Raw genomic sequence first — 15985 nt, 5'->3', positions numbered from 1 at the left:
GCGGCTGCTCGAAGGCCTGCAGCAGTACTGCCCGGCCTTGGGCGGCCAGGCCATGGGCCTGTTGAAAATGCGCCAGCGCCATCAGCCATTCGCCTTCGAGGAGTGGCTCGATGGCCTGCTCGACGAGCTGGCGCAGTACCTGCGTGCCGATACGCCGTTGCTGCTGGTGCTCGACGACTATCACCTGGCCCAGGGGCCGGTACTCGACCGCTGCCTGCAGTTTTTCCTCAACCATTTGCCGCCGGGCCTGGTGTTGCTGGTTACCAGCCGGCAGCGGCCGGACTGGCACCTGGCACGTCTGCGCCTGTCACGGCAGTTGGTCGAGCTCAACGAACAGGACCTGCGGCTGACCGCCGAAGAAGCGCTGGCGGTGATCGGTCGCCAGCCCAACGGGTTGCGAGGCCAGGCGCTGGACAACCTGATCCAGCGCAGCGACGGGTGGGTGGCAGGGTTGCGCTTCTGGCAACTGGCGGTCAGCGAGAGCGCCGACGAGCAGGCCTTGCCACAGGCCCTGCACGGGGGCGAGGGCCTGATCCGCGACTATCTGCTCGAAGAGGTCATCGACATGCTGCCTGCCGACGTGCAGGCCTTCCTCGATGAAACCGCCTGCCAGGAACGTTTCTGTGCCCCGCTGTGCGATGCATTGCGGGGGCGCGACGACAGCGCCGCGATCCTGCGCTTCTTGCAGGCACACCAGGTGTTCCTGGTACCGCTTGACGAGCATGGCCACTGGTTCCGCTACCACCACCTGTTCTCCGACCTGCTGCGCAGCCGCCAGGCCAGTGAGCCACTGGCCGACCTGCACCTGCGTGCCTGCCGCTGGTTCGAGCGCCAGGGGTTGCTGGATGAAGCCGTGGAGCAGGCCCTGCGTGCCGGCCACCTCGACGTCGCTGCCGACCTGGTACAGAGCCTGTCCGAGGAACAACTGCTGGCCGAACAGAATGTCGGCATGCTGCTGCGCTGGAAGATGGACCTGCCCGACAGCCTGCTGATCAGCACCCCGCGGCTGATCGTGCTGTACAGCTGGGCGCTGGGCCTGGCCTGCCAGCTGGACGCGGCTGAAGAACTGGCAGGCCACCTCAGCCGCTTCCTGCCTGCACCTTCGGCGACCGCGCAAAAGTCCATGCTGGCCCAGTGGCTCGCACTGAGCGGTGTCATCGCCCGTGGCCGCGGTGATCGTGAGCGCACCCTGGCCTACTGTGGCGAAGCCCTGCAGAGCCTGCCCGGCAAGCGCTATGGGCAGCGCCTGGTCTGTTTGTCGACGTTGTCCAACCTGGCGATTGCCGATGGCGACTTCTGGCGCGCCCGTGGCTGGAACCGTGAGGCGCTGGAGCTGGCCCAGCGGGTCGGCAACCCGTTGTTCGAGGCGTTGGCGCATTATGACCGGGCGCGGGTGTTGCACGCCCGTGGCGAGGTGCTGCGCGCACTGGATGAAGTGCGCCAGGGGCTGCAGCGCCTGCAAGGGCTCTCGGCGCAGCGGCTATATGCGGTGCGCGCCCGCCTGACGCTGTATGAAGGCTACCTGCTGGTCTCGCGCCTGCAACCGGCCCAGGGCCGTGCACGCTTGCGCGCGGGGTTGGGCGAGGCACGTGCCTGCCGCGACATCAGCGTGCTTATCGGCCACTGCGTGATTGCCACCCTCGATGGGCGCGACGGGCAGTTCGCCGAGGCCTTTGCCGAACTGGCCGAGGCAGAGCGGCTGATGCATATCTGGGACGTGCCGCCGGTTTACTACCTGGCCATGATCACCCTGGTCAAATGCGAGCTGTGGCTGGCCCAGGGGCGCGTCGACCTGGCCGAGTCCTGGTTGCTGCGCCTGGGCCAGACCTATGGCGGTGAGCAGCCGGCGGCGGCGCCAGAGTTTCACCCGCTGCTGCCGGTGCATATCGCCCTGCAGCAGGCGCTGCTCGAACGTGTGCTGTCACGCCGCACAGAGGCGCTCGAGCGCCTGGCCGGGCTGGTCGAGCGCGGCCAGGCCAGCGGCGGCATGATGCTCACCGTCAGCGCGCTCAGCCAGTGGATGCTGCTGTTGCTGGACGAAGGCCGCGATGGCCAGGCCGCGCAGTTGTTGCCCGGCTTGCTGGAGGCTGCACGCGGGGGCGTGCTGCAACCGTTCCAGCCGTTGCTGCAACGGCACCCGCAGTGGCTGCAGGAGCAGTTGCTGGCCAGGGCCGGCTGCCCGGTGCAGGTCGACCTGCTGGGGCATTTGCCAGCGTTGCCAAGCGCCCCATGCGGTAGCAGCGAGGCCCTGAGCGGGCGGGAGCTGGCAGTGCTCGAACTGATCGCCCAAGGTTGCTCCAACCAGCAGATCAGCGAGCGCTTGTTCATTTCCTTGCACACGGTCAAAACCCACGCCAGCCATATCAATAGCAAGCTGGGCGTGGAGCGGCGGACCCAGGCGGTGGCCAAGGCCAAGTCACTGGGGTTGCTGGCGTAGTGCTGGCGGTGCTGGCTACCGCCCGTTAGAGTAATGGCCTCGGGCCATGTTCGCGGCCGATAATGCTCGATGCTCATCTTTCCCGGCCAGCTGCCGATACAGCGATCGGTGGCATCGCCTCGCGCGATTTTTCAATCATTCCAGGGCAGGTCGTGTTGATGCTGCAGTACGGGCAAAAGAGCTTTCTGATCGTCGACGATTTCACCGACTTTCGCACGTCGACCCGGTCCATGTTGCGCGAGTTGGGTGTGCGCGACGTCGACACCGCCGACAGCGGCGAGCAGGCGCTGCGCATGTGCGCGCAGAAGCGCTATGACTTCATCCTGCAGGACTTCCACCTGGGCGATGGCAAGAAGAATGGCCAGCAGGTACTCGAAGACCTGATCATCGACAAGCATATCAGCCATGAGTGCGTGTTCATCATGGTCACCGCCGAGAGCAGCCAGGCCATCGTTCTCAGTGCCATCGAGCACGAGCCCGACGCCTACCTGACCAAGCCGTTCAACCGGGTGGGGCTGGCCCAGCGGGTCGAGAAGCTGTTCCAGCGCAAAACCCTGCTCAAGCCGATATTGCAGGCGCTGGACCGCAACCGCCCGGGCGAGGTGCTGGCGGCATGCGCCGAGCTGTGCAAAAGGGACCCGCGCCTGGCACCCCTGTGCCTGCGCTACCGGGCCGATGCCTTGCGCAACCTCAACCGCTTCGATGAGCTGGAGAAATTCCTCAAGGCCATTCTCGCCAGCCGCCCGCAACCGTGGGTGTACGCGGCGCTGGGGGCCTTGATGCACAAACGTGGCCAGAATGCCCAGGCCCAGGGCGTATACGAGCAGGCGCTCAAAGCCTTCCCGATCATGCCAGCCTTGTACGATGGCATGGCCGAAGTGCTGGTGGCCCAAGGCGAAAGCAAGCGTGCGCAGAGCCTGCTGGAAGAGGCTGTGCGCCTGTCGCCACTGTCGGTGCGGCGGCAGTCGACCCTGGGCAAGCTGGCGTTGGAAAACGAAGACTTCGAAAGCGCTTCCAAGGCCTTCCGCCATGCGGTGAACCAAGGGCAGAGTTCGCGCTACAAAGACCCGGAAAACAACCTGGGCCTGGTGCAGGCGCTGATGAGCAAGAATGCAGGCTTTGGCCTGGACGCCCGTACCCGCGTCGAGATCAACACCACGCTCAGCGAAGTGGCCAAGGAAAACCCCGAAGACCAAGGCTTGCAGGTGCGTGCGCGGATGATGAAGGCCGCCAGCCTGCAGCAGGCCGGTGACCCGGAGACGGCTGCCAAGCTGACCGATCAGGCCATTCTGCGCCTGGACAAGATGAACCAGTTCTTCTCGGTCGATTCGGCCCTCACCGTCGCCGCGCAGTTGCAGGCGATGGGCCAGGAAGCCGCCGCCATCGGCGTACTGAAAAGCTGTGTGGAAAGTTATGGCGATGACCCCAAGGTCATGGAAAAAGTGGGCAAGCTGACGGACGACCCGAGTGTGCTCAACGCCATTACCGAAGCGGTCACCCTCAATCGCCAGGGTGTGCGCAGTTACCAGGGAGGGCAGCTCGGCGAGGCGTTGCAACTGTTCCGCAAGGCGCTGGGTCTACAGCCCAGGAACATCAGCATCGCCCTGAACACCGCCCAGGCGCTGCTGCGCATTGGTGGTGAAACCCCCCAGCCCGCGATCATGCAGGAATGCCGCGACGCCTTGACCAGCGTGGCCGGTATCCCTGCCAGCGACAATCGCTATGACCGTTACCGCAAACTGCACATCCGAGTGTTCGGCGCATGAATCAAGACAATCAGGGGCTGGATTTTTCCACGGTGATCGCCTCCACCGTGCACGACCTCAAAAGCTCCCTGGCGGCGTTGATCCAGTGCCACGGCCAGTGGGTGGAGCGCCTGCCCGAGGAACTGCGCGGCGGGGCCGAGCAAGGGATCATGGAGCACGAGTTTCGTCACCTCAACGGCATGCTGGTGCAGCTGCTGGGGTTGTACAAGCTTGGTGTGAACCAGCTGCCGGTGTGCCCGGACTACCACGAACTGGACGACTTCATCGAGGCCCAGCTGGCGGCGCATGAGGAAGTGCTCAAGCACAACGATATTCTCGCCACCTGGCGCATCGACACGGATAACCCGCTGGGTTTCTTTGACCGCGAGCTGGTGGCCTCGGTGATCGCCAACGTCATCACCAATGCCACCCGCTTTGCCGGGCATGCCTTGTTGATCAGCATCGAGGAGGCCGACAACCAGCTGGCCATTTGCGTGAACGATGACGGCCCGGGTTATCCACAGCGCATGCTCGACCGCCAGGAGGAATATACCCAGGGTATCGACTCGACCAGCGGCAGCACCGGCCTGGGGCTGTACTTTGCCGCACGCATTGCGGCGCTGCATGAAAGTGGCGGGGTGCGTGGGCGCATCGAGATCTCCAATGGCGGTGCACTGGGCGGTGGCTTGTTCAAGTTGTTTCTGCCGTAGGGATTGGGGTGCGTCTGCCGGCTTTTCCTGGCAGGCTTTGCGCAGAACCCCGGCTTTACCTGCGAGAACACCATGACCCAAGCCCTGCCTGCGCTCATCCGCGAAACCTTCCCTGTCGGGCCTTTGCAGTGCAACTGCACGCTCATCGGCGACCCGTTGAGCAAAAAGGCTATCGTCGTCGACCCGGGCGGTGATCCAGACAAGATCCTGGCCCGCCTGCAGGCCCATGGCCTGACGCTGGTGAGCATCATCCACACCCACGCCCACTTCGATCATTTCCTCGCCTCGGGCAAGCTCAAAGCGCTGACCGGCGCCACGCTGCATCTGCACAAGGCCGACCAGGCGCTGTGGGACAACCTGGAGATGCAGTGCCAGATGTTCGGCGTGCCCTACACCCCGGTGCCGTCGCCTGATCGCTGGCTGGCCGATGACGAAGAACTGGCGTGCGGCTGCGGCGTGGCCTTGCATACACCCGGGCACACGCCTGGCTCGATGAGCTTCTGGTTCGCCGACGCCAAGCTGTTGATCGCAGGTGACACCTTGTTCCGCCGGGGCATAGGCCGCACCGATTTGTGGGGTGGCGACCAGCGGGCTATCGTGCGCTCGATCAAGGAGCGGCTGTACCGGCTGGACGAGGAGGCCACCGTGGTCACCGGTCATGGGCCTGATACACGGCTGGGTGACGAGATGCGCGAAAACCCGTTCGTGCGTGCCTGATGGCACATGAAAGCGCTTTCATGGAATTTTTCGTTGCCGGTGCGTTCCAAGGCTGGCATAGATGCATTTGCGATCTGTCGCATTCATGAATTGAGTAGGAGCTTGTCCATGTTCACCATGCGTCGTCTGATTATCGTCGCAACTGCCGCCGCCCTGATGACCGGCTGTGCCAGTCAGAACCCTTACGACAACCAGGGGCAGGCGCAGGGCTCTACCGGGATGAGCAAGACCGCCAAGTACGGTGGCCTGGGTGCGCTGGCCGGTGCGATCGCCGGTGCCGCCATCGACCACAACAACCGTGGCAAGGGCGCCCTGATCGGCGCTGCCGCCGTGGGCGCTGCCGCCGCCGGTTATGGCTACTACGCCGACAAGCAGGAAGCCGAGCTGCGCGCGCAAATGGCCAACACCGGTGTGGAAGTGCAGCGCCAGGGTGACCAGATCAAGCTGATCATGCCGGGCAACATCACCTTCGCCACCGATTCGGCCAACATCGCGCCAAGCTTCTACCAGCCGCTGAACAACCTCGCCAGCTCGTTCAAGCAGTTCAACCAGAACACCATCGAAGTGGTCGGTTTTACCGACAGCACCGGCAGCCGCCAGCACAACATGGACCTGTCCCAGCGCCGGGCGCAGGCCGTCAGCACCTACCTGACCTCGCAGGGTGTGGACAGCTCGCGCCTGTCGGTACGTGGTATGGGCCCGGACCAGCCGATCGCCAGCAACGCCGATGCCAATGGCCGTGCGCAGAACCGCCGTGTCGAAGTGAACCTGAAGCCGATTCCAGGCCAGCAGTATGACCAGCAGCAGGGCCAGGTGCAGCAGTATCCCTGAATAGGCATTGGGGCCGCGTTGCGGCCCCGTTTGTTTCAGCGCCCTACGCTGGCCTGAATCGCCGTGAGGGCAATGGTATGGACGATATCGTCCACCTGCGCCCCGCGTGGCAGGTCGTTCACCGGCTTGCGCAGGCCCTGCAGCATTGGCCCCATGCTGACCCCGTCGGCACTGCGCTGCACCGCCTTGTGCGTGGTATTGCCGGTGTTCAGGTCGGGGAATACGAAGACCGTGGCGCGCCCGGCCACCTGGCTGGTGGGCGCCAAGTCCCGGGCAATTGCCGGGTTGGCTGCAGCGTCGTATTGCAGCGGCCCATCGATCAGCAAGCCTTGCGTGGCGGCCTGCGCCAGGCGGGTCGCCTCGCGCACTTTCCCCACTTCCTCATCGCTGGCCGAATCGCTTGAATAACTGATCATCGCCACCCGTGGCGCGATGCCGAAGGCTTGCGCCGATTCGGCACTTTGCCGGGCAATCTCCGCCAGTTCGGCGGCGCTTGGGTGAGGGTTCATCACGCAGTCGCCGTACACCAGTACCTGCTCGGGGAACAGCATGAAGAACACCGACGATACCAGGCTCGCCCCCGGCGCGGTCTTGATCAACTGCAGGGCAGGGCGGATGGTGTTGGCGGTGGAATGCACCAGCCCCGACACCAGGCCGTCCACCTCATCCAGGGCCAGCATCATGGTGCCGATCACCACCGGGTCTTCCAGTTGCTGCTCGGCCATTGGCGCGTTGAGGTTCTTGCTTTTGCGCAGCTCCACCATCGGCTCCACATAGCGCCCGCGAATCAGCTCCGGGTCCAGTATTTCCAGGCCTGGTGGCAGGGTGATGCCCTGCGCGCGGGCGACGGCGTCGACATCTTCGGGCTTGGCCAGCAGCACGCAGCGGGCGATGCCACGGGCCTGGCAGATGGCCGCTGCCTGCACCAGCAGCGGCTCTGCACCTTCGGGCAGAACGATGCGCTTGTTTGCCTGCTGCGCGCGCTGGATCAATTGGTAGCGGAACACCGCCGGCGACAGGCGCAGCTCGCGCGGGGTGCCGCAACGTTGGTGCAGCCAGGCTGCGTCGAGGTGGCTGGCGACAAAGTCGGTGATGAACTCGGCGCGTTCGCGGTCGTCCACCGGGATTTCCCGGTTGAGAGAATTGAGCTGATTGGCGGTGTCGTACGAACCGGTGCTGACCGACAGGATCGGCAGGCCCGCCTGCAGCGCGCCGCGGCACAGCCCGAGGATGCGAGCGTCCGGTTTGCTGTCACTGGTCAACAACAGGCCGGCCAGCGGTACGCCATTGATCGCAGCCAGGCTGACGGCCAGGATGATGTCGTCGCGGTCGCCCGGTGTGACGACCAAGGTGCCGGAGGTGAGCAGTGGCACGGTATTGGCCACGGTGCGCGCGCAGATGATGATCTTGCTCATGCGCCGTTGTTCGTAATCGCCGGCATTGAGCACCTGGGCGCCAAGCAACTCGGCCACGTCGCGGGTGCGCGGTGCGTTCAGCTCGGGCTGATAGGGGATGCAGCCCAGCAGGCGAAAGTCATTGCCGCGCAGCAGCGGCGAGTGTTCGCGCAGGCGGGTGGCGAAGTCGGCCATGCTTTCGTCGGTGCGGACCTTGTTGAGGATCACCCCCAGTACTTTCGGGTCGCGTGGGCCGCCGAACAGTTGCGCCTGCAGTTCGACCCGCCCGGACAGCTCGCTGAGCACTTCGTTTTCCGGCGCCGAGACCAGGATCACCTCGGCATCCAGGCTCTTGGCCAGGTGCAGGTTGACCCGCGCGGCGTAGCTGGCGTGGCGCGTGGGCACCATGCCTTCGACCACGACCACGTCATTGCCGATGCAGGCTTGCTGGTAAAGCCGGATGATTTCTTCCAGCAGTTCGTCCAGTTGCCCATCACCGAGCATGCGCTCGACCTGCGCCAGGCTCATGGGCACGGGGGGCTTGATGCCGTGGGTACGGGCGACCAGTTCGCTGGAGCGTTCGGGGCCGGTGTCGCCCGGGTGGGGCTGGGCGATGGGCTTGAAGAAACCCACCTTCAGCCCGGCCCGTTCCAGGGTACGCACCAGGCCCAGGCTGATCGACGTCAGGCCGACACCAAAGTCGGTCGGCGCAATGAAAAATGTCTGCATGCGTGCTTCTCGAAATAAGCGGTGCAAGAAATTAACGGCCAAGGGTAGCGCTATCGGCCCCTTGTGCGCACCAGCCACATGCGAACGGCTGGCCGATACGCTGCAGGCGCTGGGCCGGGTCGAGCACCCACGGGCGTGCCTGCCACGGCGGTTGGTGGCGCAGGTGCTGGGTGTGGCCGCAGGACAGCTCGGTTACCCAGTGGCCTTCTTCGTCCTGGTGAAAGCCGATGATCCGACTGATGGACCGTTGCTGCACGCCAGTGCGTTCGCAATCGGGCGATGGCTTGGTTACACTGGTGCGCTCTACATTCTTTTGCAAAAGGTCTTGCCCCATGCTGATCGCCGCCAACAAGGCTGTCTCCATCGACTATACCCTGACCAACGACGCCGGGGAGACCATCGACAGCTCCGCCGGTGGCGCGCCGCTGGTTTACCTGCATGGTGCCGGCAACATCATCCCAGGCCTGGAAAAAGCCCTGGAAGGCAAGCAAGCCGGTGACGAACTGGACGTTGCCATCGAGCCGGAAGACGCCTACGGCGAATACCTGGCCGAGCTGGTCAGCACCCTGAACCGCAGCCTGTTCGAAGGCGTCGACCAGCTGGAAGTGGGTATGCAGTTCCACGCTTCGGCGCCGGATGGCCAGATGCAGATCGTGACCATCCGCGACGTGGACGGCGACGACATCACCGTTGACGGCAACCACCCGCTGGCTGGCCAGCGTCTGAACTTCAAGGTCAAGGTCGTCAACGTGCGTGACGCCAGCGACGAAGAAATCGCTCACCGTCACATCCACGGTGAAGGTGGCCATCACCACTGATTTTCTGCGCTAAGCTCAGAAAGTCGCCAGGCGCTCGGGCAAGCCGATCTGCCTTCCTACGGGAGGTGGGCGGTTTGAACGGGCGCCTTTTTAGTGGGCGCGATTTGCCTGCGCGGCAACCCGGAAGCTGAGAGGGGGTTCATCATGAGTGCATTTCACGAGCTGAAACTGGAGGCGCTGAACGGCGGGGAGCTGCCCCTCGCACCGTTCAAGGGCCAAGTGGTGCTGGTGGTCAACGTCGCTTCCAAGTGTGGTCTCACGCCGCAATACAAGGCCCTGGAAAACCTCTATCAGGTATACAAGGACAAGGGCTTCAATGTGCTTGGCCTGCCGTGCAACCAGTTTGCCGGGCAAGAGCCGGGCAGTGAAAAGGAAATCCAGGACTTCTGCAGCCTGAACTACGGGGTGAGCTTCCCGCTGGCGGGCAAGCTGGAGGTCAATGGGGCGCAGCGCCATTCGCTGTATCGCCTGCTGGCGGGCGAGGGCGCGGAGTTCCCGGGTGATATCAGCTGGAACTTCGAGAAGTTCCTGGTCGGCAAGGATGGCCGGGTGCTGGCGCGCTTCTCGCCGCGTACGGCGCCGGATGATCCGACGGTGGTGCAGGCCATCGAGAAAGCGTTGGGATGAGTATTCGGGGCCGCTGTGCGGCCCTTTCTGTCAGTGGCAGGCCCTGACATTTTTGCCAGTTGCCGACCGAATGACGGTGTTGCCAAACTTCAACCTTGCGAAATGCAAACGAGGTTTGATCGATGGCGAGCAAGTTGTTTTATCAACACGAACGTTTGGCGCTGATACAGGACGCGCAGGTACAGCGCCGGTTGATGACTTCAGTGATACAAACCCATGCAGTGCTGGTAGAGGCAATGCAGGCGACCCCCAACGTTTTACTGGCCAGTGATGCTTTGCATTCCACTCTGCTAATTAACCCACAGCAGAAAGCCAAACCTTATTGCTATTCACCGTACGGGTATCAGCCTACTCATCCCGGGTTGCCTGCATTTACCGGCCAAGTACCTGAGCCCGTAATGGGCGGATACCTGCTGGGTAATGGCTACCGTCTATACAGTCCGCTCTTGATGCGCTTCAACTCGCCAGACAATTGGAGCCCATTCGGTGCTGCGGGCATCAATCCTTATGTTTACTGCGACAGTGATCCGGTCAACCACAGTGACCCCTCGGGTCACATAAAAATACTCAAGGCTGTGAAAAGTGCTGCGCTGAAAGCCATCGATACGGTGGCGTATGAATATGTTAAAGCCAAGTATGGGAAAAAGATTTTCAAGAAGATAGACCAATTGAAAGCGGCCCCTTCCGCTCGGCCAAGCGCTGGCGCCAGTGTTCCGACAAGCAATCTCAGCCCGGCTGAGATCGAGGTCGGTGGGCGCATGCTGGCTGATGAGCTCGACTATCTAAAGGATACTCAAAAAAGATCAAGCAAACACCTAAAACGCGCAGAACGAGGTAAAGAAGGTAGCACAATGATCTTCGATGAGCCCTCCAGTTATATTGCAGATAATCTTGCCATCAAAAGCGCTCAAGAATTGAATGCGATCGAGAGATTGGAAAAAGCAGTTGCCGATTTGAGAGAGCACAAAAGGGCTGTAAGTTATCAAACGCGTGTACACGCGCGTTTAGGGTGATTCAGGCTTGATCTTCATTGCCAGCGAGCCACTGTCGGGCAGGGGCGCAGCATCTTTTCTGGACGCCGCGTTCAGATACCCCTCAAACTGCTCGACGATCGCCGCCCACCCCTGGCGGCTGGCGTGTTGCCGTGCATTCAGCCGCACCCGGCGCAAGGTTTCCTCTTCCTCAAGCAACCAGCAGGCCGCATCGATGAACGCCGCCTGGTCTCCCGGCATGGCCAGCGCGCCGTTATGGCCATGGCGAATGTGCTGTGCTGCAGCGGCCTCGTCATAAGCCACTACCGCCAACCCCGAAGCCATGGCTTCGAGTACCACGTTGCCAAAGGTTTCGGTCAGGCTTGGGAACAGGAACAGATCTCCGCTGGCATAGTGTTCAGCCAGTATCTCGCCGCGCTGGGCGCCACAGAACACCGCGTCTGGCAACTGTTGCTCAAGGGTCGCGCGCTGTGGGCCGTCACCGACAAAAACAAGGCGCAGGCGCTTTTGTGGATAAGTCTTTTGCAGTGCCTCAAGGCAGGGTCGCAACAAGCCAAGGTTCTTTTCCACCGCCAAGCGGCCGACATGCAGCACGGCGATGTCGTTGGGCCCAAGCCCCCAGCCTTCGCGTAACGCCTGGCTACGCCGCGCCGGGTTGAACAGGCAGGCATCGACACCCCGGGCCAGCAGTTCCAAGCGTTCGAAACCACGGCGTTCAAGCTCCAGGCGCTGGCTGAGGCTGGGGACCAAGGTGATGGCCGTGCGCCGATGGAACCAGCGCAGGTAGTGCGTGAGCATGCGCGCCAGCAGGCCCAGCCCGTATTGGCCAGAATACTGGGGGAAGTTGGTATGGAAACCGCTGACCACTGCCACCCCCAGGCGCCGCGCCGCACGCAAAGCGCTGAGCCCGAGCGGCCCTTCGGTTGCGATGTACAGCACATCCGGGCGCTGTCGGCGCCAGCGGCGCAACATCTTGTGCATCGACACCTCGCCCCACTGCAGACCGGGGTAGCCCGGCAAGGCCCAGCCCCGGCACAGCATCAGCTGCGGGTCGCTGTGCACTGGCCCTTCGCCGGCCTGGCGCGGGCGCACCACTTCAACTACATGGCCACGTTGACGCAGCCCTTCGCTCAAGCGCCCAAGCGTGTTGGCCACGCCGTTGATTTCGGGTGGGAAGGTTTCGCTGACCAGGGTGATGCGTAGCGCAGGTGTGTTCATGGCAAAAGTTTCTGCCTGCCCGATTGCATCAATGTGACGGTCACGTGGCGCGCAGGTGACAGCTGACCATCGGCTTGTGCAGCGTGCAGATTATTTCCTGGTGCGCCGCTCAAGGGGCCGTGCCGTCGGCCGATGAAGATGCATTCGACCACCTGTTGCGCTCCAGGAGAGCGGTGATGTTCAACAACAAGCTCAAGCAAGAAAACCGGCAACTGCGCGAAGACCTGATGTGTATCGAACAGGTCAAGAGCAGCCTCGACAGCGAGATGCTGGTGCTGCAACTCGACCCCCAGGGACGGATCGAGATGGTCAATGGCAACTTCGAGAGCGAGATGCTCTATCGGGCCGACCAACTGCTTGGACGCAACATCGAGGACATCGTCCCCGCTCATGTGCGGTCGCTGGATTTCTACCAGCGGATGAAAGCCGCCATCACCCGTGGCGAGCACCTGAACGGCGCGTTTCGCCTGTTGCGCGGCAATGGCCAGGAAGCCTGGCTGCGCTCGATCCTGCAGCCGGTCAAGAACAGCGAGGGGCGCATCCGCTACTTCACCCTGCATTCCAGCGACCTGACCCGCACCATCGAGGCTTCGCGTGAACATGAGAGCCTGATCAAGGCGCTGATGCGCTCCACGGCGGTCATCGAGTTCGACCTCGACGGTAACGTCCTCACCGCCAACGAGCGCTTCCTGGCCACGGTCGGCTATCGCCTGGAGCAGATTCGCGGCAAGCACCATCGCCTGTTCTGCACGCCGGAAGAGGTCCATTCAACCGCTTACCAGGCGTTCTGGGACAGGCTGCGTCGTGGCGAGTACGTGGCTGACCGCTTCAAGCGCATCGATGCCCACGGCCGGGTGGTCTGGTTGGAGGCCTCCTACAACCCGATCTTCGATGCCCACGACGTGCTGTACAAGGTGGTCAAATTCGCCACCGTGATCACCGACCAGGTCAACCAGGAACAGGCGGTGGCCGAAGCGGCGGATGTCGCCTACACCACCTCGCTGGGCACCGATGCCAGCGCGCGCAAGGCTACCGAGGTGGTCACCCAGAGTGTCAGCGTGATGCGCGGCCTGGAAGCTTCGATGCAAGAGGCGGCCGAGGGTATCCAGGCGCTGGACACGCAGTCGCGGGTGATCGGCTCGATCATCAAGACCATCAGCGACATTGCCGGGCAGACCAACCTGTTGGCGCTCAACGCGGCCATCGAGGCCGCCCGTGCGGGGGAGCAGGGGCGCGGGTTTGCCGTGGTTGCCGACGAAGTCCGGCAACTGGCCTCGCGTACCAGCAGCGCCACCGAGGAAATCGCACGGGTGGTGCAGCAGAACGAGCAGTTGGCGCAAGCGGCGGTGACGATCATCGACACCAGCAAGCGCCAGGCCGAACAGGGGCTGGCGCTGGCCGATCAGACGGGCAGCGTGATTGTCGAGATCCAGGACGGGGCGAAGCGGGTGGTGGATGTGGTGGGGCAGTTTTCCAGCCGGTTGGGGCAGTGAAACCCAAACCAGACGCGCTCTGCTTTTTGTAGGAGCGGCCTTGTGTCGCGATAGGGCCGCAAAACGGCCCCAACAATTTGTGCATTAACGTTGAGATCCTGGGGCCGCGTTGCGGCCCTATCGCGACACAAGGCCGCTCCTACAGAGATCGCGTAACGCCCAGGGATCAGTCCCGCTCCCGCACCCAGAACAATGTAGCCCCGGCCACCGCCGCCGGCATCATCAGCACGTTCACCCCCGGGATCAGCAACGCCAGGTACGTCACCCCGCCAAAGCCCAGGCTCTGCCAGCGCTTCTGGCGCAGCCAGGCGAGCATGTCCTGCCAGCTCATCTTGTTGTTGTCGGCCGGGTAGTCGATGTACTGGATGGCCATCATCCATACGCCGAAGATCAGCCACAGCGGCGCGGCTACCACGTTGACCACCGGAACCAGTGAGAGGATGAACAGGCCGATGGCCCGTGGCAGGAAGTAGCCCAGCTTGCGCATTTCGCGACTGAGCGTGCGCGGTACCATTGCCACCAGTTCGCCCCAGCTGAACGCCGGGAAGTTGTCTTCGCCACGTACCACCACTTCAACCTTTTCGGCGAGAAAACCGTTGAACGGCGCGGCGATGACGTTGGCGACCAGCGTGAAGGTGAAGAACACCATCAACACCACCAAGGCGACGAACAGCGGCCAGAGGATGTAGGTAAGGAAGCTCAGCCAGCTCGGCAAGCTTGGCATCAGGGCATCCACCCAGAGGCTGAACTGATGGCCGGCGAAGTAGATCAGGCCACCGAACAGCAGCAGGTTGACCGCCAGCGGCAGCAGCACGAACAAGCGCAGGTTGGGGCTGAGCACCAGTTTCAGGCCTTCGCGCAGGTATTGGGGGCCAGAGAGGACAGGGGCTTGCATCAAGGTACTCCGCAGAGAAGGGAAACGCGCTGACCTTACCGAGTTTGGCGTGCCGACGAAAGGCAGCGGGTGGTCGGGAAACCGGCTGTAACAAAAGCATCGACAGTATGATCACCGATGAAATCGCAGCATAGACGATGCCTATGAGGTGGATTGTCGAAGGATATTTCCTTAATCTTTGCGACCTCGCTACAGTGCGTTCACCTTTCCGCTTTCCGGGCCTGCGCGTTGTAGCACTTCCCCAAGTGCTGCGTGGGTCCTTTTAAATTTTCCAGCTGGCGCCGCCGGTGTATCGAAACCGGCCCGCTCGACAGGAGTTCGACATGTCTGAAGTACGTCATTCGCGCGTCATCATTCTGGGTTCCGGCCCTGCCGGTTACAGCGCTGCGGTGTATGCCGCCCGTGCCAACCTCAAGCCGCTGCTGATCACCGGCATGCAGGCCGGTGGCCAGCTGACCACCACTACCGAAGTCGACAACTGGCCGGGCGACCCGCACGGCCTGACTGGCCCGGCCCTGATGCAGCGTATGCAGGAGCATGCCGAGCGTTTCGAAACCGAGATCGTGTTCGACCACATCAATGCTGTCGACCTGGCCAACAAGCCATTCACCCTGCAGGGTGACAGCGGCAAGTACACCTGCGACGCACTGATCATCGCCACTGGCGCCAGCGCCCGCTACCTGGGCCTGCCGTCGGAAGAAACCTTCATGGGCAAGGGCGTTTCGGCCTGCGCTACCTGCGACGGGTTCTTCTACCGCAACAAGCCGGTCGCTGTGGTGGGCGGTGGCAACACTGCCGTGGAAGAGGCCTTGTACCTGGCCAATATCGCCAGCAAGGTGACCCTGGTGCACCGCCGCGAAACCTTCCGCGCCGAGAAGATCCTGGTCGACAAGCTCAACGCCCGCGTGGCCGAAGGCAAGATCGAGCTCAAGCTCAACGCCATCCTGGACGAAGTACTGGGTGACAACATGGGCGTGACCGGTGCGCGCCTGAAGAACAACGACGGCAGCAGCGATGAAATCAAGGTCGATGGCGTGTTCATCGCCATTGGCCATACCCCGAACACGTCGCTGTTCGAAGGCCAGCTGACCCTCAAGGACGGCTACCTGGTGGTCAACGGCGGCCGTGAAGGCAATGCTACCGCCACCAACGTCGAAGGCGTATTCGCGGCCGGTGACGTGGCCGACCACGTGTACCGTCAGGCGATTACCTCGGCCGGTGCTGGCTGCATGGCAGCGCTGGACGTCGAGCGCTACCTGGACGGGCTGGCCAACGCCTCGTTCTGATTTGCCAAGTGCACGGGGGCCACGCGCCCCCAACTGGAAACCGGCTCGCCGCAGCATCTTCAGCGCCTGTGAGTTCGAGCGCCGCCCGCGCGG

14 protein-coding genes and 1 pseudogene are annotated in these 15985 nt (G+C 63.0%); 11 read left to right on the top strand and 4 right to left on the bottom strand.

The genetic code is table 11. The features are described from left to right. The 5 genes from GYA94_RS12435 to GYA94_RS12415 all read left to right on the top strand — a co-directional run. On the top strand, positions 1-2437 hold a 2437-nt coding region (locus tag GYA94_RS12435; protein WP_161892401.1), incomplete at its 5' end, for a winged helix-turn-helix domain-containing protein. A gap of 158 nt (positions 2438-2595) precedes the next feature. Next, positions 2596-4203 carry a response regulator gene (locus GYA94_RS12430; protein WP_009682687.1) on the top strand — a complete coding sequence of 536 codons (1608 nt, stop codon included), beginning with the start codon at positions 2596-2598 and terminating at the stop codon, positions 4201-4203. Further along, positions 4200-4892, top strand: a complete 693-nt coding sequence (locus tag GYA94_RS12425; protein WP_009682688.1) for a sensor histidine kinase — start codon at positions 4200-4202, stop codon at positions 4890-4892. The genes GYA94_RS12430 and GYA94_RS12425 overlap by 4 nt, the downstream gene beginning before the upstream one ends. Positions 4893-4964: 72 nt before the next feature. After that, positions 4965-5609 (top strand): MBL fold metallo-hydrolase, encoded by a 645-nt coding sequence (locus GYA94_RS12420; RefSeq protein ID WP_029887745.1) that lies wholly within the window; start codon positions 4965-4967, stop codon positions 5607-5609. Positions 5610-5717: 108 nt separating this feature from the next. After that, positions 5718-6440 (top strand): YiaD family glycine zipper/OmpA-like lipoprotein, encoded by a 723-nt coding sequence (locus tag GYA94_RS12415; RefSeq protein ID WP_029887746.1) that lies wholly within the window; start codon positions 5718-5720, stop codon positions 6438-6440. A 35-nt stretch (positions 6441-6475) separates the two neighbouring features. Here GYA94_RS12415 and pta read toward each other — a convergent pair whose 3' ends face one another. Further along, positions 6476-8563 carry a phosphate acetyltransferase gene (pta, locus tag GYA94_RS12410; protein WP_161892400.1) on the bottom strand — a complete coding sequence of 696 codons (2088 nt, stop codon included), beginning with the start codon at positions 8561-8563 and terminating at the stop codon, positions 6476-6478. Between the two features lie 31 nt (positions 8564-8594). Further along, positions 8595-8897: a DUF3565 domain-containing protein gene (locus GYA94_RS12405; protein ID WP_161892399.1), complete on the bottom strand. Its 303-nt coding sequence runs from the start codon at positions 8895-8897 to the stop codon at positions 8595-8597. Here GYA94_RS12405 and GYA94_RS12400 point away from each other — a divergent pair. The 3 genes from GYA94_RS12400 to GYA94_RS12390 all read left to right on the top strand — a co-directional run bounded on the left by GYA94_RS12400 (position 8896) and on the right by GYA94_RS12390 (position 11021). Continuing rightward, positions 8896-9381 carry an FKBP-type peptidyl-prolyl cis-trans isomerase gene (locus tag GYA94_RS12400; RefSeq protein ID WP_161892398.1) on the top strand — a complete coding sequence of 162 codons (486 nt, stop codon included), beginning with the start codon at positions 8896-8898 and terminating at the stop codon, positions 9379-9381. The genes GYA94_RS12405 and GYA94_RS12400 overlap by 2 nt on opposite strands. Positions 9382-9525: 144 nt before the next feature. After that, a complete protein-coding gene (locus tag GYA94_RS12395) occupies positions 9526-10008 on the top strand; it encodes a glutathione peroxidase (protein ID WP_110678723.1) in 483 nt (160 codons plus the stop codon). Between the two features lie 122 nt (positions 10009-10130). Further along, complete coding sequence (locus GYA94_RS12390; RefSeq protein ID WP_110678725.1) at positions 10131-11021, top strand: RHS repeat-associated core domain-containing protein; 891 nt, start codon at positions 10131-10133, stop codon at positions 11019-11021. Here GYA94_RS12390 and GYA94_RS12385 read toward each other — a convergent pair. After that, positions 11013-12218 (bottom strand): glycosyltransferase family 4 protein, encoded by a 1206-nt coding sequence (locus GYA94_RS12385; RefSeq protein WP_110678727.1) that lies wholly within the window; start codon positions 12216-12218, stop codon positions 11013-11015. The genes GYA94_RS12390 and GYA94_RS12385 overlap by 9 nt on opposite strands. A gap of 176 nt (positions 12219-12394) precedes the next feature. Here GYA94_RS12385 and GYA94_RS28710 point away from each other — a divergent pair. Together GYA94_RS28710 and GYA94_RS28705 are read left to right on the top strand one after the other, a co-directional pair. Further along, positions 12395-13171, top strand: a pseudogene (locus GYA94_RS28710) (PAS domain-containing protein); the annotation flags it as partial. Positions 13172-13279: 108 nt separating this feature from the next. Continuing rightward, a complete protein-coding gene (locus GYA94_RS28705; RefSeq protein ID WP_428842582.1) occupies positions 13280-13711 on the top strand; it encodes a methyl-accepting chemotaxis protein in 432 nt (143 codons plus the stop codon). Between the two features lie 166 nt (positions 13712-13877). Here GYA94_RS28705 and cysZ read toward each other — a convergent pair whose 3' ends face one another. Further along, the gene (gene cysZ, locus GYA94_RS12375; RefSeq protein ID WP_054890456.1) at positions 13878-14606 is read right to left on the bottom strand and encodes a sulfate transporter CysZ; all 729 of its coding nucleotides are present in this window, start codon (positions 14604-14606) and stop codon (positions 13878-13880) included. Positions 14607-14929: 323 nt separating this feature from the next. Between cysZ and trxB the strand changes: the two genes are divergently transcribed. Then, positions 14930-15892, top strand: coding sequence for a thioredoxin-disulfide reductase (trxB, locus tag GYA94_RS12370; RefSeq protein ID WP_161892397.1), 963 nt, complete (start codon positions 14930-14932; stop codon positions 15890-15892). Positions 15893-15985: the final 93 nt, after the last annotated feature.

This window comes from Pseudomonas juntendi (assembly GCF_009932375.1).
GTDB classification, from domain to species: Bacteria; Pseudomonadota; Gammaproteobacteria; order Pseudomonadales; family Pseudomonadaceae; genus Aquipseudomonas; species Aquipseudomonas juntendi.
Note: the sequence above shows the minus strand (reverse complement) of the source record. Positions and strands in the feature narration are given on the sequence as shown.